The sequence below is a fragment of the Sorangium sp. So ce363 genome (assembly GCF_051520435.1).
Lineage (GTDB): Bacteria > Myxococcota_A > Polyangia > Polyangiales > Polyangiaceae > Sorangium > Sorangium cellulosum_B.
Genome location: NZ_CP150333.1, coordinates 4,441,300 through 4,465,990, shown reverse-complemented (window position 1 = coordinate 4,465,990; position 24,691 = coordinate 4,441,300). Strand labels below are relative to the sequence as shown.

The window sequence follows — 24,691 nt, the reverse complement described above, 5'->3', positions numbered from 1 at the left end:
TCAAACGATCCGTACGCGAGCGCCCTGGTCGAGGAGCGGGCCGATGCGGTCTTCCAGCTCGCTGAAGACCGCGCGCAGCTGCTCGCGGCTGGCCACCTCGCGGCCTCGGAGGTGGGTCTCGACCTTGACCACCTGCCGATCGGTCTCCTTGCTCAGCTCCTCGTCGAGCCGGTCGTTCGCCAGCTCCTCGGCGGGCTGGATGCGGCTCGCGAAGCGGTCCCGCACCTCGACCAGCGTGGGTGAGATGGCCTCCGCCGTCGTGTCCACAAGGACCTCGGCGACCGGCCGGAGCACGCGGTGGGCCTGGTCGGCATTGAGCTGCGCGAAGCCCGGCCGCGTCTTCACACGGCCCCTCACCGCCTCGGCCTGCGCGTTCTGCTTGTTCAGGAGGCCCCGGCGGACCTCGATGTAGCGGGCGCGGACGCGCTCGATGGCCGGCTTGAGCTGGCTCGCCTCACGCCACGGCCGCGCGGCCGACAGGTGGTTCGCCACGACCGAGGCGTCGTCCTCGATCCCCGAGAGCTCCTCCATCTGGCGGAGCTGCGACAGCTCGTGATCCCGAATGCGCGCGGCATGATTCACGGTCTCGATCGCACCGGGCGTCAGCTCCGCGCTGCACACCCCGACCTGCTCCAGGCCGTCGCGGAGGGCATCGAGGTTCCGCTTCACCTCGAGGACCGTCTGCTGGACGAACCGCGAGCGGCAGCAGTCCTCGAGGGCGCGCCCGAACTTCTGGAGCGCCTGCGGGGCCGTCGGGCGCCCCGGGAGCGCGTCGAAGCGCCGCTCCAGCTCCCTCAGCCGCTCGCGGTACGCCGGGAAGTGGAGGAACACGGTGTCGGCGATCGGCTCGTCCTCGGGGTCCTGGTCGACCTGGAGGTACTTCTCGAACAGCTTCCGGATGGCGATGCGGTCCTTCTGCGTGACCTCCCCCTCCGTGGCCGGGAAGAACTCGGCCCGCCGGAACTCCCGATCGCCTTTGAAGAGGTCGCGAACGCCCGGATCCTGATGCGACTTGATCTCGGTGCCCTGCTCCGTGCGAATGCGGATCTTCTTGCCGCGCAAGAGGCCGGCGCAGCAGGCCTTCACGAGATCGGGCGCGTACCCGTAGGGCGGGCTCACGAACGTAGCCACGAGCGTCTGGCCGGAGAGCCCGCCGTGCTGCGCGATCTCCTGAGCGATCCGCGTCGGGTAGAGCCCAGCGCACGAAGGGACGTACTTGCCGGCGTCGAGGGAGAGGATGCCGAGCCCGCCGTCCATGAACTTCGTCGACGGCCCCGTCAGCTCCTTCTCCAGGAGCTGGTTCAGCTCCGCGGGGGAGATCGCGATCTCCGAGAAGTGCGGGTACAGGTCAGGGAGGAGCCGCGTGGCCATGCCGGCGAGGGCCGGGCCGAACGCGCTCCCGGCGTCCCGGGGACGAAGCGGCTGCCCGCGGAAGTAGGCGGTGCCTTCGAGGAAGGCCTCGGCCACGGCGGCCCGGACGCGCGCCTCCAGCTCGTCGAATCGCGTCTCCTCCTCGGCGAGGAGGCGCTGCTTCTCCGGCCTGAGGGACTCACGGCGGGGCCGGTTGCGCTCCAGCATCCGGTCCGAGCGGGCGAGCTGCCGCGCTTGCTCTTCGATCGTCGCCGACTCGCCAACGACCCAGACGAGGCGGTTCCGAAGCTGCTCCTGGTCGCTCTTCGGCACCCAGACCGCGGAGGCCCGCTCCTCCTTCTTGCCGAGGAAGCGGAAGTCGACAGCCACGGTCGAGTCCTCGCGGGCGTCCTGGAGCTTCACGTCGTGGGCGTGTCGCTGATCGGAGAACCAGAGCGTCCACGGGAAGGGGCGACCCTTCCATCGAACGCGCTCCTGCATCGAGCCCACGAGGTTCTTCAGCGCCTCCTGGGCGATCTTGCTGATCTGCTCCTGCGTGACGCCGATGTCGTCGCGCTCCCGCTGCCACTCCTGGCCGGCGGAGCTCTGGATCTTGAACCCATGCTTCTCGGAGTAGGAGAGCAGGCTCAGCGAGCGGAGCTTCTCCAGCGCCTCCGTGACCGCCTGGACGCGGTTGCCCTCGCCGAGCCGGCTGTAAAGGCAGGCGGCCACGAGCGGCGGCATTGTTGGCGTCTGCTCCTGGATCAGCTCCAGGAGGGCGACCGCCTTCGCGACGCGCTGGGCGAGCGCGTCGTCGCGGACCTGCGGGTCGTTGAAGAGGCGCGCGAGCGTCGTCTGCACGTCGGCGTCGAGGGCCGAGTGCTGGACCTCGAAGATGGCGTCGAGCGTGACGAGCGAGCCCACCTCGCCGTCCGCGAGCTTCTGCTCCCGGAACAGCTCGCCGAGGAGCTGCAGGAGGCCACGGACGGCGTGGTCGTCGCCCTGGATGCGGCTCGAGCGCGTGCGGAGGTTCGTGGTGATCTGCATGAAGAGGTCGATGTGCCCGGGGAGCATCGGGTAGACCTCGACGAAATCCTCCTCGGTGATCTCCTCGCAACCGTAGCCGTAGAGCTTCAGATCCCCGCGGTGCTTCTGGAACAGGTCCCGGAGCGTGCCCTCCAGCTCGGGCTTCTTCTTGAGGAGCCGCTTGTGGACGACATCGCGGATGTTCGTATTGCTGAGGTGAACCCGCAGGTGCGTCGGGAAGCGATCCTTGAGCTTGCCGAGGTTGTTGCTCTCCGCCTGGTCTTCGAGCTTCTGCTGGCCGGTCGCGAGCAGCCACACGCGCCCCTTGAGCCGCTGGCCCAGCTCCGACACGAACGACTGGAGCTTGAGCATCCGGTTCTCGTCCTGGTGGACGTACTGGCTCACCTCGTCCACGACGATGAACAGCGTCTTGTTCTTCTCGCGGTCGCGGACGTGGATCATCGCGTCGATGGCCTCGACGACCTCGCGGACGCTCGTGCCCGCGCCCGTCCGCACGCCCGCCCGGCTGTCGATCCAGCTCGTCGGATCGGGGTAGCGGTCCGGCTTCATGACGTGGAGGACGTGCGAGAAGTGGTCGTCGGCCTGCTCCTCCTCCTTCGCGACCTCCCAGTCCTTGCCGAGCGTCTTCCGCGCGACCTGCAAGAAGGTCTCCCACTCGCCGTCCCGCTCCAGGCGCAGCTCGAAGTCCGCGACGAGGTTGCTCTTGGAGCAGTACCCGAGCCGCGCCTGAACGACGCGGAGCACGGCCGAGTGGACGTGCTCGCCGTCGCGGGCGACGCCGCCGATATCGAAGACGACCGCCATCGGGTTCACGCGCTTCGCGAGCGCATGCCACGCCTCCACGAGCTCCTCCCTCCGAGGGGAGTCGTCCCGCTGGAGAAGGGCGGACCCGAGGGGCGTCCCGTCGGGGAGCACCACGCCGTCGAGGGAGAGCCCGAGGAGCTTCGCGAAGCTCGACTTACCGGAGCCGTAGAAGCCCGAGATCCAGGACGCCGGTAGCTCGGGACCGCTCTTCTTCACCAGCTCGTGGGCGATCCCCCGGAGCAGGTGGACGAACTGCTCGTGGATGCCCGACTTCACCCGCCGCGCGCGCGGGTCGTTCTCGTGGTAGCCGCCCGTGATGATGTACTCGCGGACCTCGTCCTGGAGCTTCGCGGGGGACTGCTCGTGAAAGTACACGACCGGCGGGATGTCCCGGGTCACGTTGGCGACGAAGAGGTCTCGGATCTTCATGGCAGCCTTCACGGGTAGATACGGGGGCGGTAGTCGCGATCGGCGTCCAGCTCGCCCATGAACGAGAGCGCGGTCGTGTCCTTGCGCTCGCCCGGGTACAGCAGCACGACGGGGATGTTCTTCGTCCTGCCGTCAATGTGCTTGAGCAGCGCGGACGACCGAAAGAAGGGATAGAGCGCGCCGGCGCGGCCGATGAGGACGAGGGTGCGATCGGCGCGATCCGGGTTCTGCTGCGCGAAGTCGGCGATGAGCTTTGCCACGTCGGCGGCGATCCCGTTCGGCCCCTCGATGTGGGGAGCGATCTTGTCGCGCAGGTACTCCAACGCTCGCTCGGGGCTCTTCTCGTGGAGCCGCTTTTCCCGGCTCATGAGCGCCGCCACGTTCGCCTCCCCTGTCGCCCGGATCCGATCGAGCAGAAGCTTCTGGAGCGAGATGGGCAGGACCCCCCAGCCCTCCGCGCGCAGCTCGTCGGTCAGGCGGCGCATGAGCTGCCGGAGCTTGAACTCGTCCTTGGGGCGATACGGAAGGATCGCGAAGCGGTAATTCCGCATCGTGCTGATCTGGGGACCATCGGCGGCGAGCAGATCGTGCTTGAGCGCCGCGACGGCCTCGTCGAGCGAATCCCGCTGGAAGAGGGGTTCTGTCATAGCGTCGCCTCCGCCCAGGCGCCGAGCGTCGGCGCCTCCCATTCGAACTCGGTGAGGTGCGCCATCCGGCGAAACTGGATCCCCGGAAGAGCGCGGAGCCTTTGATCGAGGAAGCCGTCCACGAGGCCCACAGATGCAAGATAGGGGTTCTCGGTCAGGGTCCCGGCGAAGCGGACACCTCGCAGGAGGTGCAGCAGATAAGCGAGCGCGAGCTCGGGCACCTTGGGCAGGAGGAGCGCCCGAGGATCGCGCTTCGGCGAGAGGAGGCCGGCCTCGGACGCGGCCGAAAGCAGCTTGCTCGCGAACTGCACGCAGGTCGCCGCGGACCACCGTTCGGGGAACTCGTTCTTCACCCACCGGAGCACGATGTCCCGGTCCACCTTCGGATCCCGCAGGGCCCGGCGCTCGACGAGAAACATCCCCGTGAATCGCCGGTACAGCGGGTCGGAGAGCTGGAGGTGCCAGTGGCAGATTACCTGTCTCGTCGAGGCGTCCATCGAGCTCCACCGCCGGAGCACCCCGAGCGCCTCCGGGAAGGTGTCGTAGCGGTGCACGAAGCTCGAGAGGAGGAAGCGGACGCGCTCGAGGCTCTTGCTCCCGAACCACCGCTGCTCGAAGGCGAGGAGGGCGCGCTCGACGGCGGGCACCGCGGGGTCGATGTGCTCCCAGTACGCGCGCGAGTCCTCGATCCCCAGGGCGAGGCGCAGGATGCGCGTGTGGACCTCCATCGCCTCGGCAGGGCGCTCGGCCGGCGCGCCCGTGGGGTCTGTCGCGATCGTCACGGCCTCCACCCTAGCGGTCACCCCTCCAGCTTGTAAAAAGGCAGCGGGTAGTGCTCGGCGAGCGGCACGAGCGCGGCGCCGAGGCGCCTCACGAGCACGTCGGCCGCGTCCGGCCGCTTGCCCTTGATCTGCCGGCCTCCCGGGACCGTGGTGAACGCCGCGTCGCCTCCCTGGAGCGCCGAGGCGAGCTTCTCCTTGGCGAAGTCGGCGGTGAGGGGCAGCGGGAGCGGCAGGACCTCGGCGGGCAGGCGCCCCGAGCGCTTGTGGGCGGCGAAGCGATCTCCGAGCTGCTCGTCCAGCTCGAAGCCGAGGAAGTAGAGCGTCCGCAGCTTGTCGGGATCGGCCATCTTGGCGCGCGCCTTCGCGTCGGTCCGCCGGGCCGCTTCGCGCACCGCTTCGAGGGACGCCCAGACATGCGTCTGCGGGAGGAGCCGCGCGAAGAGGTCGCCGCCGCCCGCGTCGTCGATCAGATCCGTGTCCCACCAGCCGAGGCGGCGCGGCGAGCAACGACCTTCACCCGCCCACGCGATCGTCACCTGCATCGCCAGGATCGCGTCGAGCGTCTCATCGGGGACCAGGGTTGCCATGCGGACGGTCGACGTTACGCGCAGGTTGCCGATCTGATCAAGGTTCCTTAGCATCACCCCTCATGCCCCGTCGTCGCCACCGACCAGAGCCGGCCGAGCTGTTCGCGGCTGCCGAGGCCGCGAAGCTGCTCGGCATCGGTCTGCCGACCGTGCACCGGTGGGACGAGAGCGGGAAGCTTCCCACCTGCTTCCACCCCATGAGCTCGTATCTCATGGACCTGCGCGATGACATGATGAAGCTGCGGCAGAAAATCTTCGACAGGGAGAGGTCAGCGTAATGCCGGGTCGCTCCGTACGGCTGTTTCTGATCGACGGCAGTCCCCAGGGCATGCGCACGGCCGAAGTTGGCAACTGGACCGGGCTGGCCCTCGTCTGCCCTCGCACGGATCTCGCTCGCCTCGCGCTACGCCCCGAGGTGAGGAAGACCGGCATCTACATCCTCGTCGGCCCGTCGGAGACCGCAACATCCGGGATGAGCGTGTACGTTGGCGAGGGCGACGAAGTATGGAGCCGGCTCACGAGCCATGACAGCAACAAGGACTTCTGGACGCATGTGGTCATGTTCGTCTCGAAGGACGAGAACCTCACGAAGGCTCACGTGCGCTGGCTGGAGGCCGCGCTCGTCCGGGAGATCAGGAAGGCCAAGCGCGCCGAAGTCTACAACGGGAACGAGCCGACCGGCGGAAAGCTGCCCGAGGCCGACACCGCCGACATGGAGACGTATTTCGATAACGTCCGTCTGCTCCTCCCGACGCTCGGCGTGAGCGTGTTTACCGCGGACGTCGCCCCCAAGCCGGACCCGACGGGCGACACGAACGAGATAGTTCTCGAGCTTCGATGGGAGGACGCGAGGGCCGAGTGCGTCGTGCGCGATGGCCAGTTCGTCATCCGTCAGGGCTCCTCGGCGCGAGTGAGGGAGGTCGAGTCCCTCGGCGATGGAGCACGCGCGCTTCGCAAGAACCTTCGAGACGCCGGGGTACTCGTGCCGGCCAACGGGAACCCGAACCTGTTCCGGTTCACTCAGGAGTACGCCTTCGATTCACCTTCTGGAGCAGCGTCCGTCGTGTCTGGCACCGGGCTCAACGGGCGTGTTGCTTGGAAGGTAAAGAACGAGGGGATCTCGTACAAGGAATGGCAGGAGAAGCTCGTCGCTTCGGAAGCAAGCGACGCCTCTTAAGGCGGCGCTTGCGGATGCACGCGGGCGCAGCTTCATGACCGGTCCCGTCGTCTCACCGATGGCGGCGCGAAACGACCGGCTTGTGGTTCAGACTCCCGCGGCAGTTCGAGCTCCGAGCAATGCCGAGACGAGAGCCGGCGGGTGGTTCGCTTAGGTGCACCGCAGGCGCGCACTTTGTCCGCGGGATCGGGCGAGGTTCGCTTCACGCCACCGCCGCCGCGAACGACGCGAACAGGTCCCCCGGCAGCGCATGCTTCAGCCGCCACGTGATCGCCATCGGCAACTCGGACTCATGCCGCACATAGCTCGCCGGCCCCAGGAACCAGAAGGCCCGCTCGTCGCTGCGCAGCCGCGCGAAAAGCATGACCGCCGTGCCGAGCTCCTCGTGCCGCTGGTAGCGCTGCCCCGTCTCGCTCTCGGCGCGGGTGGTCGACTGGCTCTCCCAGTGGATCAGCTGCCGGCTGATGGCATGGTCGCGGTAGCGCGTCGTCGGCGAGAACTGCCCGTTCGTCTTGTCGAGCGTGAACGCGAGCAGGTCGGCGCGGGCGTCCTTCGCCCAGTACACGCCTGTCTGCCAGGGCGCGACCTTCGCGCTGCCCCCAACGCCGAACGCCGCCAGGATCTCGATGCGCGAATAGCGCGCGTGCACCTGGAGCGGCACGTCCGGATGGGTCGCGAGCTCCCGGTGAACGTGGTCCACGCGGGCAGCGAGCACGTCCATCACCTCGACGAGCTCCGCGCGCACCTGGGGGTGCGCCCAGACGAGAGCGCACGCCTGCGCAAGGGTGGTCGCCTTGTCGATGGCGCGATCGGCCACGGTGGCGACGAGCATGCGCAGGAGGCGGCGCTCCCGCAGGCTCATCGCCCCCGGATCGGGGCACGCGTCGGACGCGAGCAGCCGGCGAACCACCTCGATCCGCACGAAGTCGTCGACGTGGAGCAGCCGCCCGCACGCGCGCCGCAGCGCCTGTTCGTGCGGTCCCACGCCCAGCGACGGGAGCCCGGCGTCACCACGGAGGTCTGACCAAGACTTCTGCCCGGCATAGACGTCCTCGAGCTCAAGCCCGGTCTCTTCGAGGAACTGCGCAAGGCTCACGTCGCCGCTGCGGGCGAGCCGCCGCAGCTCGTCGACCTTGGCCGTCCATCCCGACGGCACCGCTTGCCGGATGTTGTCGAGCACGAGCTCCGATGCCTTCTGGTCGAGCTCCATGTGGCAGCCCGCGGGCAGAAACGGGAACCCACTTTCGATCTGCTGAACGAGCTCCTTTCGGCTCCCGCCGAGCAGGGCTCCGAAGCGGCGATCGAAGCGGAACTCGCGTCGATGGTGCCCGACGAAGTCGAGCACCGTGCAAACGGTCTTGCCGGCGCTGCGCCGCAGGCCACGCCCGAGCTGCTGCAAGAAGAGCGTGGGGCTGTCGGTCGGGCGCAGGAGGATCAGCGTGTCGACCGCAGGGACGTCGATGCCTTCGTTGAACAGATCCACGGAGAAGACAACGTTGACCCGCCGCGCCCCGAGATCCGCGAGGGCCGCGCGCCGCTCGTCATCGGCGCTGTCCCCCCACACCGCGGTCGCCGCGACACCGGCCTCGCGAAAGACGCGCGTCATGAACCGCGCGTGCTCGATGCTGACGCAGAAGCCGAGCGCCCGCATCGCTCGCGTGTCATCGACATGCGCGGCGAGCTGGGCGACCACCTGCCGGGCCCAGACGTCGTTGGCCGTGAGCAGCTTGGAGAGCCCCTCCACGTCGTAGCCGCGCCCGCGACGCCAGGGCACATCGCGCAGGTCCAGCCCGTCGTGGATGCCGTAGTAGACGAACGGAACGAGCCGGTGCTGATCGATCGCGTCCCAGAGCCGCAGCTCTGCGGCGATCCGGTCATCGAACCAGCCGAGGAGCGGGAGCCCATCGCTCCTCTCGGGCGTGGCCGTGAGGCCGAGGAGCTCGACGGGACGCACGCGCTCCAGCAGCGCGCGGTACGAAGGCGCGGCGGCGTGGTGAAACTCATCGATGATCACCACGTCGAAATGGGACGGATCCAACTCATCGAGCCCTGCTGCCGAGAGGCTCTGGATCGACGCAAAGACATGCTCGAAGCGCCGCGGGTGACGGCCGCCGACCCACAGCTCGCCAAAGGCATGATCGCGCAGGCCGTGACGAAACGTCGCGAGGCTCTGCTCCAGGATCTCCCCGCGGTGCGCGACGAAGAGCAGACGTGCGCGGGGGAGCGCCTCCCGGAGCCGGGCGTAGTCGATGGCGGCCATGACGGTCTTGCCGGTGCCGGTCGCCGATACCAGCAGGTTGCGGTGATGCCCGCGCTCGCGGGAGAGCGCGATCTGCTCGAGCAGACGCTCCTGGAACGGCTCGGCGCGGAGCTCGATCGGGCTGAGCATCACCAATGGCGTCGCGTTCGTTGCGTGCTCGACGCGCTCAAGGAACTCCGCGCGGTCGTACGGCACGAAGTCGCCGCTGTTCCAGTAGCTCTCGAAGACGGCGGCGACCTTGGCGATGACATCCGGGTTGCGCGCGCCGGACACGCGAACGTTCCACTCGAGCCCGCTCGTTTGCGCGGTGTGCGTCAGGTTGGAGGAGCCGATATAGGCGGTCGAGAAGCCCGACGCGCGATGAAACAGCCAGGCCTTCGCGTGCAGGCGCGTCGTCCCCGTGTCGTACGAGACGCACACCTCGGCGCCGATCTTGCGGAGCGCCTCGAGCGCCGTCGCTTCGGTCGATCCCGTGTACGTGGTCGTCAGCACACGCAGCGCGCGGCCCGCCTGACAGTGCACGCGGAGCGCCTCGAGCAGCGAGGCGATGCCGCTCCGGCGGACGAACGCCATGACGACGTCGATGCGGTCCGCCGAGCGAACCTCGGTCAGGAGCTGGTGGCCCACCCTCGGCTCGCCAGGCGCGTTGGTGAGCAGCGCCGTGTCGAGGAGCGGGATGAGCGGCTCGGGGATCGTCTCCGGCCTGCCGTCTGGCTGGCGCCCGACGATGGCGTGGAGCACCGTCGCCGGCTCGACGGGCGCCTCGGGCTGAAGCTCCGCGCCGGCGATCACCTGGTCGATCTGCTCGACGAGCCTCCGCGCCAGACCCACGCCGACGGCCACACGCTCTGCATCGGGCACGCCGGAGATGGCGCGCTGCACGAGGCGACCCAGGTGCAGTGCGATACGGTCGGCGGCCTCAGCGGCCCGGAGCGCCGCAGTGCGGACCTCCAGGCTGGCGTCGAGCTCGCGCAGGCCGGAAGCCAACGCCTCGGTGATCAAATCCTGGTAGAGACCGCGCCGGCTCGCCGTCATGGCCAGCGAGTCTACGGCAGGCGAGCGCACATCCAAGAGGCATCACGAGGCAGGGGCTCGTCCACCGCCGAGACGGGTGCCACTCGTCTTTTGCTGGAGGCACGTCCACCGGGAGACGAGTGCTACTCGTCTTTTCTTGGAGCCACGTCCACCGGGAGACGAGTGCTACTCGTCTTTTCTTGGAGCCACGTCCACCGGGAGACGAGTGCTACTCGTCTCCCGCGTGGAGGAGCCGGCTCACCCGGATGGGTTCACGGCGTCCCGCCCGCCCCGAGCGGTGGCGCCGGGACGGCTTCGGGCTTTGTCGCGGATGCTCTTCGACGGGGCTTCGCGAGGTCGTCGACCATCTCGACGTAGGGCGCCAGCAGGAACGCGGCCAGCGCCTCGCTCCCCGGGATCTCCGGGTCGGCGTGGCTCTCGATCTTCTGGATCAGGCTCCGCAGCGCATCCCGGGCGGCGCTCCACTGGGGCCGGCCATCGGTCGGCCCGCCGTCCTTGGCGAGCACCACGGTCGTGAAGCCGTACGCCTCGCCGAAGCGCGCGTGGGCGGCGACGAGCTGCCGGTAGTGCCGGGTCCCGCCGAACTGCTCGATCACCGCCTGGGCGCGCTCCTCCTCCAGCGTCTTCATCCGCTGCACCATCGCGGCCCACTGGACCCGGGGCCGGCGCGTGATGAAGCGAAGCCCCTCGGGCGCCGGAAAGAGCTGCCCGTACAGCCAGCGCGCGTCGGACGGCGACGGCGTCTGCCCTTCCTCGGAGAGCCCGGCGGCTCCCGCGTTCCACTGCTCGAGCGCGCGCCATCGGTCGTCGCTGTCGGTGTTCGCCGCGCTCCGCTCGGCCTCGCTCGCCCCGGAATGGCGCTGGTCGGCCTGCGCGCTCGCCCGCAGGCCGCGGAACCCCTGAAGCTCCGTCGCGGCCGCCTCGAACCGCTTCCACGGTCTGTCGATGTGCGGCGGCAGCGCCGCGACGGGCTCGACCCCCTTGGGCAGCGGCGCGTCGCCCTCTTTGCGCTTACCGCCCTTCGGCCGGAGCACCGCCGCGATCCGCGCGCTCATCTGATCTCGGAGACCGATCACGTCGTCCGCGACGAGCTCCTGGGGGAGGACCATGGTCGAAAACATCGGTGTTTCACTCACGGGGGAAACCTCCTGTGATGTCTGATGGGTTCTGGCCTGCCGCCGTGGCGACACGCCGTGGTTTCGTTGCGGCGTGGCGGCCTGGCAACCCACGTGCCGGCGCGAGATGCGTGAATGTCTCGGCGAAACGTCTCAGACAGCGAGGAGCTGAGCGCAATGCCCCGTCATGATCCGCAACGGATTGCGCCGTTGCGCAACACTCCCGCCGGCACGTCGCGACCGCTTGTCGAGCACGATCCTATCACCGCGCACGCCTGTCGATGCCACGGACCCTCGCATCGAGCACGCCGCGTGATGGCGAGGAGTGCTACCCGACGAAGCGCGGGCCGCGCTGGCCGTCGAGAAGCTGCCGCTCGCTATTGCTGCGAGCGCTGGTAGGTATTCCCGAAGTCGTCCTGCACCACGACGGCGCGCCCGTCCACCGCCTCCACCTCGAGCCTTTCCTCGATCACCCGCCCTCGAAACGCCCAGCCGTCGGGAAGCGTCAATGTCTCGCCGAGCTTCGCGAGCGACGCCTCGTCCTGCTGCACCTCCTGCACGCTGTACGACTGCATATCGTAGATCGCGCCCTCCGGATCGACGAGCTCGTGGACGGTTTTGCCCGCGTCGTAGCCCCACGTCGTGTCGCGCCGCACGGTGCGTGTCTCGTAGGGCTTCGCCTTGCCCGAGGCCTCGGCGAGCGCGACGGTGAGCGTGCCCGTCTTGCGCATCTCGATGCCGCCGAGCGTGCGCACCTCCGGATCGAGCACCTTCGAGCCCTCGAAGCTGTCGATCATCCAGTGGCGCGGGCCGTTCATGACCACCACGTCCGCCCTCGTCTCGGCCTTCACCTCGGCCTCGTCGACCGCGACCCACGCCGCCTCGGGGCACTCGTTCAGGCCCTGCGTGTTGTACACGTCGATCGTCACCGATCCCGCGCCGAGATCCGCGTCGCCGAGCAGGATCTCGCAGTAGCGGCTCCCCCGCAGGGCCGCCTGCGCGGGCCCCGTCGTCTCGGTTTCGACGGGCTCCGTGCTGCCGCAGCCAGCCGCGGCGAGGACGAGCGAGAGGAAAACGGAGAGCGACGACGGCTTGTTCATGGCGTGTACCTCGGGCAGAAGGCGATCGTGGAGCGCGCGGATCGCGCCCTCTTTCCCCTACTCCCGCAAAAGGCCCCGCCGACCCGACACGGCCTCGGTCGATTTTTCTCCGCGCTCCCTCCCGTTCAACGGCGCCATCAACCCGGCGCTCATCGTCACCGGCGTCTTCGCCCCGGCGGAACCGATACCCGCACGGAGGCGTCGGGGCACGAGAACCTCGGACATCATTTGCCGCGCCCGGGGTCACCGATCCAGAGGCTGGGGGCGCCGGGTCGGCCGTAGACGCGGAGCTCACGCCGCGAGCGCCTTCGCGCGTCTTCGTGGAGCGGGGCGCAGAGAGCAGGCGGTTCACTCGGCAAGGGGCGGTCCTCGATAGGCCTGGGAGTCCGAAGGGAGAACGTCGCGCCCGGCGCGGCGTCGAGGACGACATGGAGCGCCTGCACAAGCTCGGTGAGCTGCGCCGTGACGACGACCGTGCGCGGCCGCCCTGCCGCATAGAAGATGTCGCTCACCTGCTCGTAGATCTCGAACTCCTCGCGTAGCCAGACGGAGGCATAACGGTCCGTACCGGACCCGAGCACGGGCACATGGAACGCCTCCGCCAAGGCTCCGCCGACACGCTCGAACGTCTCGAGGGAGAACGGGCGGGACGGAGAGACCCGCCCAGCGGTGAACACTCGTTCGAAGTACCTGGACCAGGATGCAGCGACGGGCGAGGGCGGCAGCCCGATCTCTCTCGCGTCCACGTACAACGTGCCTTCTCGATCCAGGTAATAGTTGCTGTCGGTGTCCGTCGCATGGCCGACGTGCACGAGCCGCGTAGCCATCGACCCCTCGATGGCTCGCAAGGCGAAACCGCGCTTGACGTGGGAATAGATCCCCCAGGAGAGCCCAGCGAAGGTCAATCCACCGCACGTCTTCTCGAACGCCGCGATCGGCTCGGACAGCTCCATCCCCGCGGCATGGAACAGCGCGGCGAGCTCTCCGGGCGAGCAGGTGTCGCCCGCGTTCCACCGGAGATCGATGGTCGCGTAATAGGCCAGCGTGCGGTCGGAGAGGTACGGGCGCAGCGCCTCGAGCGGGTTGGCATAGTCGAGCACCATGCGGCCGTCGTGGTAGAGTTGCTCCGCCTTGAGGACGCGCCCTGCGTGCTCGCGCAACACCTCGATCTCGACGTCACGGCCCGATCGCTTGGCGGAGACGTATCCGGCCTGCCCCGGCTCCTCCGATAGGGTCCGAATGGCACCGCGCGCCCGCCGCTCCGCGGGAGAGAGCGGACGGGGGGCCTCCTCCGGCGGACGAGCATCCTCCAGCATTTCGAGCCCCGCCACGTCGACGCCGGCCTCCTCGGAGGCGGCGCCGCGAGCTGTCTCGATGCAACGGGCCACGTCCGCGAGCGAGCTCGTCCAGACGAAGGTCTCGCCTGCCAGATCGTCACGGAAAGGGTGACCATCGGCGATCACGCCCCCCGGATAGACCCAGAAGGTGTGGGAGGTGTCGCTCGCTTCCACGGCCGGCAGCGCGGCCAGCGCCCCCGCGAGCTGTGCGCCGAGGCGCGGGAGAAAGGCGGCACGGATGCGGTGCGCCTCGAGCGGCTCGCGAGCGGCGAGCAACGCGAGCACCTCGATCAAGCCGCGGGCTGACCCGGCCGCAGGCGCGCCGCTCGCGTGCAGCAAGGCGCCTCGCTCATCGGCGAGCAACGGGAAGGTCCGGCCGCCAAGGATCGCCAGGCCGACGGGGACGGCGAGGATCGCGCCGGATCGGGCACGAAGCGGCGGAGCGAGCATCGCCGGATCGTCGGCCCCCGGGAAGAGCCACAGATCCGCCTGTCCGGGCGCGCGCCGGGGACCGATGCCAGCGAGCTGCGCGTGGAGCTCGAAGAGGACGTCCCACGCCGGCAGCCTCGCTCCAGTGAGATGGCGGCGGAGCTCGTCTACGCTCATCGATGCGGGCGCGTCGCGGGGACCGAGATCGAGCGTGGCGAGAGCGCGCGCTGACAGGCTCTTCAGGAACTCGTGCTGTTTGGGCTGGACCATCATGCGGTATCGTAGCCAGTCTTCAACGTATAGCCCTCGGGAGGCTTGTAGTTCGGGCTGGCCTGAGTGAAATTCGTCGGCTCGCTCCCTCGGTTCTGCTCCGGCCCGAAACCCTTGCGGATGACCTTGGGGTCCGGCGCACCCCACCGTTCGTGGAGGTTGGCGAGGAGCTGACTGCAGTTCGGGCACGGCGCGCGCTTGACCCCGCCCTCTTCCTCCGAGCGAATGGCCGTGATCGAGCCGAGGCACTTCTTGATCTCGTCATGGTCGTCGGGGTTATCGGGGTCAAGCCTGCGGCCGATCTTGCTCTCCCAGTTGCGAATGTGCTGGGAGAGAGCGCGCGGCTCTCCGCAGCTCGACGGATCATAGCGCCCCGGGTAGGGCCCCCCGCCGGCGTCGTTCCTGGGCGGAAACGACTGCTTCACGATGTCATGGATGTCTCCGTTCGACTCTGTACCGGCGCTCCCCACGCTCACGCTCTTCGAACGCCGCCTGCCCCGCTTGTCCGTCTGATCCGAGGTGACTGTCGTGATCACCGACGCGAGCCCGTCCGGGTCCATCACGCCGAGCGGCTGGTTGTCTGCGTACGCGAACGCGCGCACGCCGCCTTGCAAGCCGATGGGGTCCGCGCTGATGAATCTTCCTGCCTCCGGGTCGTAATAACGAAACCGGTTATAGATGACGTCTGTCTCCGGGTCTGCGTACTGGCCGGGGAAGCGCAGCGGCGTGTCCGCCTTTGCTGCCGCGTCCGGCGCCGCGCTCCCCCACACGGAGACGCCTATACGTCCAAGGAGATCGCCGCTTCCGGAGACCAGGAGATCCGGCCGCTGGCTCAGGTCATTGATGTAGTGCACCCATTCGCCCGTGGACCGCTCCTCCCCACGGACGACGGCGTCGCGATGCGCGAGTGGGACATGTGTCTCCGGTAGGAAGCTATAGGTCCGCTCCTCGACGGTCGCTATCCCGCCGACGTTCCGCAGCTCATGCAGGAGCTGATCGCCATCCCACACGAACCGCGTCGTCGTGTTCGTGCCATCCTGCGAGGAGACACGCTTCTGGACCCGCCTCGCGAAGGAGTCGTACAGGAACTCGATCCGGCGCCCGTCGGGCGTGGCGATCGACTCGAGCAACCCGCGACCGTCCCAGCGATAGGACCATGCGCGGACAGCTTCAGGGGAGTCTACCGTCTTCTCTTTTCTGACGAGGCGCCCCTCCTCATCGTAGTAGTACGCGGTCGTCCCGCGCTTCAACAGCTTGCCACCGGGCCCGTAAACGCGCGGCTCCGCTCCGGGCCCAGATTCGTAGAGCTCGCCTGACTCATCGTAGCGGAACAGCTCTGCCCTCGAATGCTCCGGGATCCTGGCGATGACCTGCCCCAGGGGATCGTACGAGAACGTGGTCCTGCCCTGCTGCATATCCCACGCTTGGATGACGTCCCCGGCCAGCGAATACTGAAATGCTCGATCGCTCGTCGTGCCCCACGGCAGCTCCCCCACCCAGGCAGGGTGCCCCGGGGCGATGACGGGCTGGCGCGCAGGCATCAGGACGCGCTGCCGCGTCACACAGCCCATCGCGTCCACCACGCGCTGCATCACGCCTCCGCCGGGGAGGATGCGCTCGAGCTCGTGGCCGACCGCATCTCGACGGAACTCCACCGGTGCGGTTCCACCCAAGCTCACCTGCACCGGAAGGCCCATCACATCGTACGTCACACCCTCGACATACCCGAGAGACGAACGCTTCTCCCGGCGCCGGTCCATCGCATCATAGACGTTGACAACGGCATGCGAGACCCCGGCGACCTCCTGCTCCTCGCGCGTCATGCGACCACGCCCGTCGTATGTGAACGAGCAGCGCACGCCGCCGTTGTCCGCCTCGACGAGCCTTCCCAGAGGATCGTACATGAAAACGTCTTTCGATCCGTCGTGGTAGGAGCGCTCGACGATCCGCCCCGCGGCGTCGTATGTGGTCTCGGTCGGCTCGCGCGCATCGCCCTCCATGCGAACGATGCGACCGAGCCAGTCCAGTCGATACCGCACTCGCCGCCCGTCGAACGTCTCCTCCTCCACGATCCTGCCGGCAGGGTCTCGCTTGATCCGGTGGACCTCGCTGCGCTCGTTGATCACCTGCACGAGCGCTCCCTCGCGATCGTAGCGGTAGCGCATCCGCTGCCCATCGGGTTTCCGCAGCTCATGGATCACATCGAGCCCGCTCCAGCGGAGCTCGTAGCGGCGGCCGTCGGCGCCGGTGACGGCTCTCAACCTGCCGTTGCGATCGTACTCGTACGAGAGCTGCCCGCCGTTCGGCAGGTGGACCGCGCGCAGCTCGAGACGATCGCCATACGTGAACCGCGTCTCGAACCCGCGCTCGTCGGTGAAGCCGAGCACGCGCCCGAGGTAATCATAGCGGATCTTCCGGACACCTCCGTTCGGCTCTCGCACGAGCACGCGGTTTCCGGCGTCATCATAGCCGAGGAGCGTGGTGCCGCCGTCGGGCAGCGTGGCCTTGACGAGCTGGCCCCGCCGGTCGAACTCGTAGCTGGCCGCGTTTCCCAGCTCGTCGTCCACGGAGACGAGATTGCCGCGCAGATCGTAGGCATATCGCGTCGCTTGCCCGAGCGCGTCGACGACCTTGGCAAGGAGGCCGAGATCGTTGTAGCCATACGAGGTCATCGCGCCGAAGGGATCGACGGCGCGCACGACACGACCGGAGGGGTCCCGCTCCCAGCGCCAGGTGGCCTGGTACGGGTCGGTATAGGCCGTCATCCTGCCGGCAGGGTCGTAAGAGTTCAAGTGGACACCGCCACCGATCACCGCCCGATCGGCCCGCCCGTGCTCGTTGCCGAAATATCGGCGTACTCCGCGCGAGTCGGCGACCTCCACGTAGCCGTGAGGCCCGAACTCAAGCCTGCAGTGGTGCACGCCTTTGGCGCGCGTCACACCGTCGGCGAGGAGCGGCGATGCGTCATCACAGAGGCTCTCGTCCACCTTTCCCGGATACTCCGCCCATGTCTCGATGCACCGACCCACGCGGTCATAGCGGTACTGGACGCAGAGCCCCTCAGGATACGTGTACGACGTGAGGAGGTGGTCGTCGTACGAGAACCGCGTCGCGTGACCCGCGCGATCGACCGCGGCCACGAGATCTCCGTTCGCATCATACTCATAGGTACGGAAGGCCGTCCATCGGCCTTGGTGCTCGCTGTTCTTCACCTCGAACGCGGCGATGCGTCCGCCTCGGTGGCGCCTCACGCGGATGAGCCGTCTCGCGCTGTCCAGAATAGCGTCGAGCGCTCCGTCTCGATATCGCAGCTCGATCGTGTTGTCGTTCCGGTCGACCATCATCGAGAGGCGAAACCGCGAGCGGTCGAGGTTGTGCTCCGAGAACACACGGACGATGCGTTCGTCCGACGCGAGCGTGTATCCCCACTCATGCCGGGTCAGCGTGCCTCTGGGGGTCGGGAGGCTCTCGCCGACCGCGGGCAGCGCTCCCTCCGAGAAGATGCCTTCCGGGTTCCAGAGACGCACCGTCCGTCGCCGCTGCTCGATCTCCCAGGCGAGGCTGTGGGACCAGCCGAAGCCGAGGCCCACGTCGCGCTCTCGGGCGGCGCTCGAGTAGTGCCGTTCGATGACGAGCGGCAGCGGCCCCGGCAACCCGAGATCGAGCGCTGGAACCGTGTACACCCGCCCGGTGAACACGTCGACCGGATCGCCCGCCGACACTGAGCCACCATTGCCATGCGCCGGATTTGGGCACCCGGCGCCGGAGCCCTGGCCACAGCCCTTCGCGCTCTTCCCTCCGCCCTTGGCGTCCTTCCCGCCATTCTTACCGTCGCCCCCTTGGTCGCCACCATCGCCGTTCCCCCCGGGCCCTCTCCCTCCGCCGCCTGAGCCCCCGCCGCCCAGGATCCAGACGCCAGGGTTCATGCCGGGGATGGCGGGGATGTTCGGAATGGGAGCCGTCCGTGCCACGAGCCGGATGCTAACTCGGTCTGCGGAGGTGCACGAGCCCTATCACGTCGGCCACGAGGGCTGCTCCGGAAGCGCGTTGACCGCTGGGTGGCGAGGCGGGAGACGACCAGCGGCCGTGGACCATCTGCGTGCTCCTGCGGCAGCGCGGGACCGGCACCGTGCACGCTGCGTCGATGGTCGTCGTGGCGACGATCTGGAGGTCCTTGAACTCCTCGAGCAGGCACTTGACCAGCCGCACGAGCTCCATCTGGGCTTGCGGGTGCTGCGACTCGGCGAAGTCGTCGGGGAGCCGGAGGTTCGGGAGGTTCGGGAGGTTCGGGCCACGGGCGCCTGTCATGGCGGCGCAACACCCGCTGTCCCGCGCGACGGCCACCTGTAACGCCGCCGTACCACCTCGCCGGGAGACGCGCCGGCGATCCGCCGCCGCCGCGCCGCTCGCAAACATGGCACGGCGCATGCTCCTTGTCCCCGGCACGCAGCGCGGCGATCATGGCCGCTTGTGTCCACGCTCGGCGAGCTCGCCGTTGCCGTGAACGAAGGCTCGAAACTCTCTGGACGAGGAGATCGCGATGAAGCGCTCAGTCGGTGCGCACGGGATGGTGATGGGCGTCGGGCTCCTCGTGGCGGCTTGCGGGCCGGCGTCGGAGTCGGAGATCGAAGTCGAACTCGCCGGGCCGGGGCTCGAGGCGACGGTGATGAAGCCCGGTATCCCGGACACCAACGGGACCCCGAAGCTCGCGTGGCACACCTGGAAGTACGCGGTGGTCGCGGCGCTGCGGAGCCCGCTGCTCCAGGGCGACCAGATCCACCCGGACATCCTCGACACCAAGATCCTCGACGAGGCCGCCCCCGGGGGCGTGGACGGCAAGGAGGTCTTCGATCACACCGTCCGCTGCGCCGCCGCCGACGGCACCGTCGTGCACCACGGCGAGGAGGTCTACCTGGGGCGGGGGATGGTGAGCAGCGCGTCGGCCTGGACGGAGGAGGGGCTCTCCGATGCCGTGATCGGCAACGTGCTGGAGTGCGTGATCGCCTACGTCAACGACGTGACCGACGGCCTCAGCGTCCTGCTCACGGGCACCCAGGTGACCGACGACGGGGCGCCTCACACCGAGTACATTCACCGCGAGGCGCTCTGGTGCGCGGTCCCCTCGACCGCGTTCGGCGCCATGGTGTTCGTCTATGCGACGGCCCCGTTCATCGCCCAGTGCGATGTCGACCCTGAGTCGGCGCTGAAGCAGCGGTACTGCTACAAGGAGGGGGCCTGCGGCCTCAACTACATGGGGCCCCTGGCGGACAGCATCGATGACGGCACCTGCCAGCCCGTCGGGCTCCCGGGGCACGGCCAGTTCATCTGCAACGAAAAGCCGTGCACGATGACGTGGCTGACGGACATCGAGCCCGACTGGTGCCGTGAGCCCAGGCGCGTGCGCACGATCGATCCCGCGCTGTTCCCCCGGTGAGCGCCGCGGGCCGCGGGGGCGGTCAGGGCGCGGCCGGGTCGGGCGCCTGGCCCGCGAGCCGCCGCGCCTCCGCGAGGCGCGCGCCCTCGGTCCGGGCGCGCAGCGGGTTCGCCCGGAGGGCCGCCTCCAGGGCCTCGGCCCCGCGCCGGGCGGCCTCCCGCCGGGCCGCCGCGCCGGGCGCGGCCGCGGCGCGCAGCAGCCAGAGCCCGCCCTGGGCCACGAGCGCCCGGTCGAACTGCGGGTGGAGCCCGAGCGCCGCGTCCGCATGCCGGAGCCCCTCCGCGATGTCGGCGGCGGCGTCCCCCCCGCGGTCCGCCCGGTGGGCGGCGCGGGCCTCGTGGATCTCGGCCAGCAGCGCGGGGAGCCGGGGATCGGCGCGCTGCCCGCCGAGCAGGGGGTCGAGCACGGCGAGCGCCGCGCCGAGCCGCGCCGCGTCCGGCCGGCCACGCTGCGCGCTCCACCGGTAGGCGAGCAGCTCCACCTCGGCGCGCTGCAGCCGGTCCGACACGTCCCAGGGCGCCACCGCGATCTGGCGATCGAGCGCCTCGCGCGCGATCCGGATCGAGGGCGACGGGTCCTCACCCCGCGCGACCCCGACGCGCGCCTCGAGCACCGCCAGCATCGCCCGCAGCGACTCCGGGAAGGCGGTCGCGTCCGGCGCCACCTCCAGCGCGCTCGCCCGGACGCGCGCGAGCGCCGGGCCGGGATCCGCGCCCGCGTCGAGCGCGTGCAGCGCGAGCGCATGATCCAGCCAGACCCGCCAGTAGGGCGCCCAGCCCCAGGAAGGGTCCTTTTGATGCATCGCTTCAATCACCCGGTGCGTCCGCTGGACCGCCTCCTCGGGGGAGCGGCCGGCGCGGACGAGGTGCTCTGCCTCGTAGACGCCGGTGACGAGCCGCGAGGTGCGCGCGCCGTCGAGGCCCGGGTCGAGCGCGAGGACCTGGTCGCAGCGGGCCCCCGCGCGCTCGAAGGAGCGGCTCGGGTCGCGGCCGTGCAGGGAGTCGTGGCGGCCGAGCTCGGCGTGGACGGAGCAGAGCTCGGCGAGGGCCCAGGCGAAGTCGGGCTCGCGCTGGAGCGCGGCCTCGTAGCCCTGGATGGCGCGCTCCAGGTCCGCGCGCTGGTCGCGGCCGAGCATGTCGGCGTGGTACGCCCGCGCGCGGGCGACCGCGGCGGCGACGTACCGGGCGAAGGCGTCGTCCGGGCTCGTGTCGAGCGCCGCCTCGGCGCGCGCGGTCGCGGCGCGCAGGGCGGCCTCGGCGTCCTCGCCCGGCTGCATGCCGCTCGCGGCCCACCAGGCGAAGCAGTTGTGGACCCAGGCGAGCTTGACCAGCGCCTCGGGGCTCCGCGGGCTCGCCTCGAGCGCCCGCTCGCAGGCCGCCCGCGCGCGCTCGAAGCTCGGGCGCATCGAGTCTCCGCGCTTGCCGGCGGCGTTCATGGTCTGGGTCCAGAGCTCGCACGCGGCGGCGTGGACCGAGGGGTCGGACCGGCCGTGCTCGGCGGCGATCCGGTACGCCTCGGCGGCGCGGTCGAAGTGGCCCTTCATCCGGTCGAAGTCGAAGGCGGCGGCGTCGTGGCGGTGGCGGCTCCCGAGGGCGAAGAGCACGTCGCCCTCCAGCTTCTTCGCCTCGTGGAGCCACGGCGCCGCCGCGAACGCCTCCCGGGCCCTCTCCAGCGCCTCGTCGTGCCTGCCCTCGGCGAACGCGAGCAGCCCTTCCACATAGGCGGGCGCCTCGATGGCGCCGTGCGCCGGCGCCTCGCCGGCGCCGCCCAGCGCCGCGCGGAGGTGCCGGACCGCCGGGGCCTTGTACTCGACCTCGAGCGCCGCGATCCGGGCCTCGCGCTGCGCCGGGTCGCGGATGCGGCGGGTCTCCTCCAGGGCGCGGCGGTAGAGCTCGGAGAGCGCCACGCCGGCGGCGTGGTCGAGCCCCGGCGATCGGTACCCGGCCCGCTCGGCCGCGCGGAGGTGGTCGAGCGCGGCGCGCGGCTCCTGGAGCACGAGCAGGCCGCGGCCGAGCGCGTACTCGCCGGGGCCGCGGCCGACCTCGCCCGCTGTCGCCATCCGGGCCTCGACGGCCGCGAGCCGGGTGCGGACCACGTCGCGCTCCCGCTCGACGTCGTGGAGCGGCATCGCGTGCGCGGCGCGCAGGAAGAGCTCCATCTCCTTCACGGTCTCGCCGAGCTCGCGGGCGAGGTTGGCCTGCTCCGCGGCGGCGCGCCGGCCGCGGACGAGGAGGCCGGCGACGACCAGCGCCGCGAGCAGCAGCGCGGTCACGCCCGCGACGGCCGCCCGGTGCCGCCGCGCAGCCCGGGCCAGGCGGCGGCCGAGGGAGGCGCGGCGCGCGAGCACGGGATCGCCGTCCAGGAAGCGCTGCAGATCCTCGCCGAGCGCGCGCGCCGACTCGTAGCGGGCGCCGGGCTGCTTCTCTAGGCAGCGCATCACCACCGCCTCGAGATCCTGGGGGATGTCGCGGTCCAGGGTCCGGAGCGGCGGCGCGTCCGCCTCCAGCACCTGGCGGAGCACGTCCATCACGGTGCCCCCGGTGAACGGCGGGCGGCCGGCGAGCAGCGCGTAGAGCGTCGCGCCCAGGCCGTAGACGTCGGTCCGCCGATCGAGGGCGTGCACCCGCCCCGCGGCCTGCTCGGGCGCCATGTACGCGGGGGTTCCGAGCAGGGCGCCGGTCAGGGTGGGCCCGCTCTCCCCCGCCTCGCGCGCGATGCCGAAGTCCATGAGGTAGGGGCGGTAGGCGCCGTCCGTGCCCCGCTCCAGCATGACGTTGCTCGGCTTGACGTCGCGGTGCACGAGCCCGAGCCGGTGCGCCTCGTGGAGCGCGGCGGCGATGGCCCGGGCCACGCGCACCTTCTCCTCGAGGGTCAGGTCGCCGCGAGCGTCCTGGAGGGAGAGGCCGTCGATGCAGCGCATGACGAGAAAGGGCACGTGATCGGCGACGCCTGCCTCGTAAACCTCGCAGACGTTCTCGTGGCGGAGCCGCGCCTGGGAGCGCGCCTCGCGCAGGAAGCTCCCGTCGATCTGCGCGCCCGCCGAGAGGAGCTTGATGGCGACGCGCCGGCCGAGCCGGAGATCCCGGGCCCGGTAGACGACGCCCATGCCGCCGCGGCCGAGGAGGTGGAAGTCCTCGAAGCGGGCGTGGAGCGAGGGCGGTATCGGCGAGGGTGGGATCGACGAGGGCACCTCGGGCGCGTCGGCGGAGCGCCGGCTCTCCTCGCCGAGGCCAAGATCGGACGTGGCCTCGAACGCAGCGGGCGTGGCCTCGAACGCGGCGGGCGAAGCCCCGGGCGCGTCGGGTGGAGCCCCGGGCGTGGCCGGGCCGGTGACGGTCGCGTCGTCGCGCCCGCGCCGCGGCCACGACGGGGCGTCGACGTGGGGCTCGTCGCCGTCCACGGGCACGATCATCGGGCGCGGAGGCCGTGGCGCTGGAGCAGCCGGTGGACGAGCTGGCGGGACACGCCCATCGAGTCGGCCGCCTGCGAGATGTTGCCCCCGTGCTGGCGGAGCTTCTCGGTGACGTAGGCGCGCTCCAGCTCCTCCAGCACGACCTCCCGCGCTTCGGGCAGCGGCAGCTCGAGGAGCCTGCGGAGGCGGGCGTCCCCGGGCCCTGCCGGCGACGCGCCGGAGGGCGCCGCGTCCGACGGAGCCGCTCCGGAGGGCGCCGCGCCCGAGGGATCGGGCCGCGCTGCTTCCGCGCTCAGGCTCCCCTGCGGCGCCGGCGGCGCGGCGCCGATGACCTCGTGGAGCAGCTCGGGGAAGAGGACGAGCCGCGCGACGGTGTTCCGGAGCTCGCGCACGTTCCCCGGCCAGTCGTACGCCTCCAGCAGCGGGAGCGCGCCCGGCGGCAGGTCCGCGAGCGCGCGCGGCGGATCCCGCGCGACGAGGAAGCGCTCGACGAGGAGCGGGATGTCGTCCTTGCGCTCCCGGAGCGCGGGGACGTGGACCTCCACCACCGAGAGCCGGAAGTAGAGATCGGCCCGGAACGAGCCGTCCTGGGCCTTCGCGCGCAGGTTCCGGTGCGTGGCCGCCACGATCCGCGCGTCGAAGGGGAGCCACTCGTTCGAGCCGAGCCGCCGGATCTGCCGCCCCTCGATGGCGCGGAGGAGCTTCGGCTGGAGCTCGAGCGGGAGCTCGCCGATCTCGTCGATGAAGAGCGTGCCGCGGCTCGCTTGCTCGAGCAGGCCCGGCCGCGCCGCCGCGGCGCCCGTGAACGCGCCCCGGGCGTGGCCGAACAGCTCGCTCTCCACGAGGTTCGGGGCGATGGCGCCGCAGTCCACGACCACGAAGGGGCCGTCCTTGCGGCGGCTTTGCGCGTGGATCGCCCGCGCCAGCACCTCCTTGCCGGTGCCGGACTCGCCCAGCAGGAGCAGCGTCTCGTCGGTCGGCGCCGCGCGCTCCAGCCGGGCGAACAGCGCGCGCATGGGGAGGCTCCGCCCCGCCGCCTCGCCGAACGCGTCCGCGCCGGAGAGCGGCAGGACGGCCGCGGGCCCCGCAGGGCCGACGACGATCTCGGAGCCGCCGACCGTGGCGGGGACGCGCGGCGGGAGGAAGGCCTCGCGGATCCGGACGTCGCGGATCAGCGTGCCGTTCTTGCTGCCCAGGTCGCGCAGGAGCACGCCCTGCTCGGTCAACCGGATCTCGCAATGCCGGCGCGAGGCGCGTGGATCGGCGAGGACCAGATCGCAGTCGGCGCCCGCGCCCACGAGGAGGGGGCGCAGATCGAGCGGCGCGGTGAGCGTGCGCCGGTCCGGGAGGGTGACGGTCACCGAGACGGCCGGGAGCCGGAGAGCTCGCCCCTCATCGAAGCTCGTGAGCGTGCAGGCCTCCCCGGGATCGTCGCCCATGATCGCCATGGTGCCCCTGGAGGGGGCCGCGTCAACC

The 24,691-nt window shown here is 70.4% G+C and carries 15 protein-coding genes; 3 read left to right on the top strand and 12 right to left on the bottom strand.

Features of this window, described 5'->3' with window-relative positions:
• From brxC to brxE, 4 genes are read right to left on the bottom strand one after another with little or no spacing between them, the layout of a single operon-like run.
• Complete coding sequence (gene brxC / locus WMF12_RS17000; protein ID WP_437872578.1) at positions 1–3,630, bottom strand: BREX system P-loop protein BrxC; 3,630 nt, start codon at positions 3,628–3,630, stop codon at positions 1–3.
• Positions 3,631–3,638: 8 nt separating this feature from the next.
• Positions 3,639–4,277, bottom strand: coding sequence for a BREX protein BrxB domain-containing protein (locus WMF12_RS16995; RefSeq protein WP_437872577.1), 639 nt, complete (start codon positions 4,275–4,277; stop codon positions 3,639–3,641).
• Positions 4,274–5,059, bottom strand: a complete 786-nt coding sequence (locus WMF12_RS16990; RefSeq protein WP_437872576.1) for a DUF1819 domain-containing protein — start codon at positions 5,057–5,059, stop codon at positions 4,274–4,276. The genes WMF12_RS16995 and WMF12_RS16990 overlap by 4 nt, the downstream gene beginning before the upstream one ends.
• A 17-nt stretch (positions 5,060–5,076) precedes the next feature.
• Positions 5,077–5,700 (bottom strand): BREX-6 system BrxE protein, encoded by a 624-nt coding sequence (gene brxE / locus WMF12_RS16985; protein ID WP_437872575.1) that lies wholly within the window; start codon positions 5,698–5,700, stop codon positions 5,077–5,079.
• Between the two features lie 8 nt (positions 5,701–5,708).
• Here brxE and WMF12_RS16980 point away from each other — a divergent pair, with 8 nt between their 5' ends.
• The gene (locus WMF12_RS16980) at positions 5,709–5,924 is read left to right on the top strand and encodes a hypothetical protein (protein WP_437872574.1); all 216 of its coding nucleotides are present in this window, start codon (positions 5,709–5,711) and stop codon (positions 5,922–5,924) included.
• A gap of 50 nt (positions 5,925–5,974) precedes the next feature.
• Positions 5,975–6,823 carry a GIY-YIG nuclease family protein gene (locus tag WMF12_RS16975; RefSeq protein WP_437872573.1) on the top strand — a complete coding sequence of 283 codons (849 nt, stop codon included), beginning with the start codon at positions 5,975–5,977 and terminating at the stop codon, positions 6,821–6,823.
• A 202-nt stretch (positions 6,824–7,025) separates the two neighbouring features.
• On the opposite strand, the gene WMF12_RS16970 is transcribed toward WMF12_RS16975, so the two are convergent.
• The 6 genes from WMF12_RS16970 to WMF12_RS16945 all read right to left on the bottom strand — a co-directional run bounded on the left by WMF12_RS16970 (position 7,026) and on the right by WMF12_RS16945 (position 18,677).
• Entirely contained in the window at positions 7,026–10,118 is a 3,093-nt protein-coding gene (locus WMF12_RS16970) for a DUF3427 domain-containing protein (protein ID WP_437872572.1), read from the bottom strand.
• A gap of 251 nt (positions 10,119–10,369) precedes the next feature.
• Positions 10,370–11,239 carry a hypothetical protein gene (locus tag WMF12_RS16965; RefSeq protein WP_437872571.1) on the bottom strand — a complete coding sequence of 290 codons (870 nt, stop codon included), beginning with the start codon at positions 11,237–11,239 and terminating at the stop codon, positions 10,370–10,372.
• Between the two features lie 371 nt (positions 11,240–11,610).
• Complete coding sequence (locus WMF12_RS16960; protein WP_437872570.1) at positions 11,611–12,333, bottom strand: hypothetical protein; 723 nt, start codon at positions 12,331–12,333, stop codon at positions 11,611–11,613.
• A gap of 224 nt (positions 12,334–12,557) precedes the next feature.
• Positions 12,558–14,369, bottom strand: coding sequence for a hypothetical protein (locus WMF12_RS16955; RefSeq protein WP_437872569.1), 1,812 nt, complete (start codon positions 14,367–14,369; stop codon positions 12,558–12,560).
• The gene (locus WMF12_RS16950) at positions 14,369–18,340 is read right to left on the bottom strand and encodes an RHS repeat-associated core domain-containing protein (protein WP_437872568.1); all 3,972 of its coding nucleotides are present in this window, start codon (positions 18,338–18,340) and stop codon (positions 14,369–14,371) included. The genes WMF12_RS16955 and WMF12_RS16950 overlap by 1 nt, the downstream gene beginning before the upstream one ends.
• A gap of 10 nt (positions 18,341–18,350) precedes the next feature.
• The gene (locus WMF12_RS16945; RefSeq protein WP_437872567.1) at positions 18,351–18,677 is read right to left on the bottom strand and encodes a hypothetical protein; all 327 of its coding nucleotides are present in this window, start codon (positions 18,675–18,677) and stop codon (positions 18,351–18,353) included.
• 232 nt (positions 18,678–18,909) lie between these two features.
• Here WMF12_RS16945 and WMF12_RS16940 point away from each other — a divergent pair, with 232 nt between their 5' ends.
• Entirely contained in the window at positions 18,910–19,803 is an 894-nt protein-coding gene (locus WMF12_RS16940; protein WP_437872566.1) for a hypothetical protein, read from the top strand.
• A gap of 22 nt (positions 19,804–19,825) precedes the next feature.
• On the opposite strand, the gene WMF12_RS16935 is transcribed toward WMF12_RS16940, so the two are convergent.
• Positions 19,826–23,215, bottom strand: coding sequence for a protein kinase domain-containing protein (locus WMF12_RS16935; RefSeq protein ID WP_437872565.1), 3,390 nt, complete (start codon positions 23,213–23,215; stop codon positions 19,826–19,828).
• Positions 23,212–24,663: a sigma 54-interacting transcriptional regulator gene (locus WMF12_RS16930; RefSeq protein ID WP_437872563.1), complete on the bottom strand. Its 1,452-nt coding sequence runs from the start codon at positions 24,661–24,663 to the stop codon at positions 23,212–23,214. Before WMF12_RS16930 ends, WMF12_RS16935 begins: the two co-directional genes overlap by 4 nt.
• Positions 24,664–24,691 lie beyond the last annotated feature (28 nt).

Bases quoted from the DNA above. Each gene is read 5' to 3' on its own strand.
- WMF12_RS16970 (WP_437872572.1), bottom strand. From the start codon at position 10,118: ATGACGGCGAGCCGGCGCGGTCTCTACCAGGATTTGATCACCGAGGCG.
- WMF12_RS16930 (WP_437872563.1), bottom strand. From the start codon at position 24,663: ATGGCGATCATGGGCGACGATCCCGGGGAGGCCTGCACGCTCACGAGC.
- brxC (WP_437872578.1), bottom strand. From the start codon at position 3,630: ATGAAGATCCGAGACCTCTTCGTCGCCAACGTGACCCGGGACATCCCG.
- WMF12_RS16955 (WP_437872569.1), bottom strand. From the start codon at position 14,369: ATGGTCCAGCCCAAACAGCACGAGTTCCTGAAGAGCCTGTCAGCGCGC.
- WMF12_RS16995 (WP_437872577.1), bottom strand. From the start codon at position 4,277: ATGACAGAACCCCTCTTCCAGCGGGATTCGCTCGACGAGGCCGTCGCG.
- WMF12_RS16965 (WP_437872571.1), bottom strand. From the start codon at position 11,239: ATGTTTTCGACCATGGTCCTCCCCCAGGAGCTCGTCGCGGACGACGTG.
- brxE (WP_437872575.1), bottom strand. From the start codon at position 5,700: ATGCTAAGGAACCTTGATCAGATCGGCAACCTGCGCGTAACGTCGACC.
- WMF12_RS16980 (WP_437872574.1), top strand. From the start codon at position 5,709: ATGCCCCGTCGTCGCCACCGACCAGAGCCGGCCGAGCTGTTCGCGGCT.
- WMF12_RS16935 (WP_437872565.1), bottom strand. From the start codon at position 23,215: ATGATCGTGCCCGTGGACGGCGACGAGCCCCACGTCGACGCCCCGTCG.
- WMF12_RS16975 (WP_437872573.1), top strand. From the start codon at position 5,975: ATGCGCACGGCCGAAGTTGGCAACTGGACCGGGCTGGCCCTCGTCTGC.
- WMF12_RS16940 (WP_437872566.1), top strand. From the start codon at position 18,910: ATGAAGCGCTCAGTCGGTGCGCACGGGATGGTGATGGGCGTCGGGCTC.
- WMF12_RS16945 (WP_437872567.1), bottom strand. From the start codon at position 18,677: ATGACAGGCGCCCGTGGCCCGAACCTCCCGAACCTCCCGAACCTCCGG.
- WMF12_RS16960 (WP_437872570.1), bottom strand. From the start codon at position 12,333: ATGAACAAGCCGTCGTCGCTCTCCGTTTTCCTCTCGCTCGTCCTCGCC.